Source organism: Chelativorans sp. YIM 93263, from assembly GCF_028767125.1.
Lineage (GTDB): Bacteria > Pseudomonadota > Alphaproteobacteria > Rhizobiales > Rhizobiaceae > Chelativorans.
In genome coordinates, this window is record NZ_JAKCWP010000022.1 from 1 (window position 1) to 838 (window position 838).

General features: G+C 57.8%; 1 protein-coding gene. It reads right to left on the bottom strand.

Going from position 1 to position 838, the window contains the following annotated elements; all coding sequences use genetic code 11:
- Positions 1 to 100 precede the first annotated feature (100 nt).
- Complete coding sequence (locus LY631_RS20300; RefSeq protein ID WP_274427440.1) at positions 101 to 592, bottom strand: DUF992 domain-containing protein; 492 nt, start codon at positions 590 to 592, stop codon at positions 101 to 103.
- Between the last annotated feature and the right edge of the window lie 246 nt (positions 593 to 838).

An 838-nucleotide genomic window follows, 5' to 3' on the forward strand; every position in this document is an offset into this window, starting at 1 on the left:
AAGAAGATGACCGAAAACATCGTCAAGGCGCTCGACGAATAAACCGTCGTTTCACGCGTTGGAAAAGCCCGGCCCGAAGCCGGGCTTTTTTGTTGCGGACCTACATTTCGGCCGAGCGCAGCTGAAACTCGCTGACGCCGACCGCCAAGTTGAGACCGGTCTGTGCCTGAAGGCTTACCGGCTGAAGAATCAGATTCTTGTTTGTTCCGCTGACCAGGACATTGGCGCCGCCACCGATGCCCGCAGTCACTTCCGCACTGGCGCCGACATAGTCGTCAGCAAGTGAACCGGGTTCGTAGGCGTTCGTCGTGGTGGGTGCCAGCACGAGCCAGCGCATCACCTTCTCGCTGGTTGCGCCGATATCCAGGCCGAAATTGTTTACAACGCCGACATAGGTTTCAGGCGGACGGGTGTTGCCGGCCGGCTGAAAGGTGCAGGACAGCTCCTTCGAGGTAACGATGGCGATATCCATCCCGCCCTCGATAATACAGTCAAGAACACCGATCTCCGTCCGCTCTTCAGCGGCGAGGGGCCCGGCGTAAGTGACCGATGCAAAGAGCGTCCCCAGCGCGAACATTACGCCCTTGTTCATAACCAAACTCCTGTTCCGTTTCCCGCCGGCTAACATTTAGCCGGCACGGATGGTTCCGGAATGTGTGCAGATGAAGCACCCGGACGGAAAAGTTTAGATATCTCGATCGCCAGCGGGGGTGATTGGCATGAGCCATCCCATTACTCGTCATCTTCGGTTAAGCCGATAAGCAGGAACGCGCCGGCGCTTCCGGAAAAAGCATCCGCGCGCGGGGATAAAAGTTGGCGCCTCAGACATTTTCTCGGC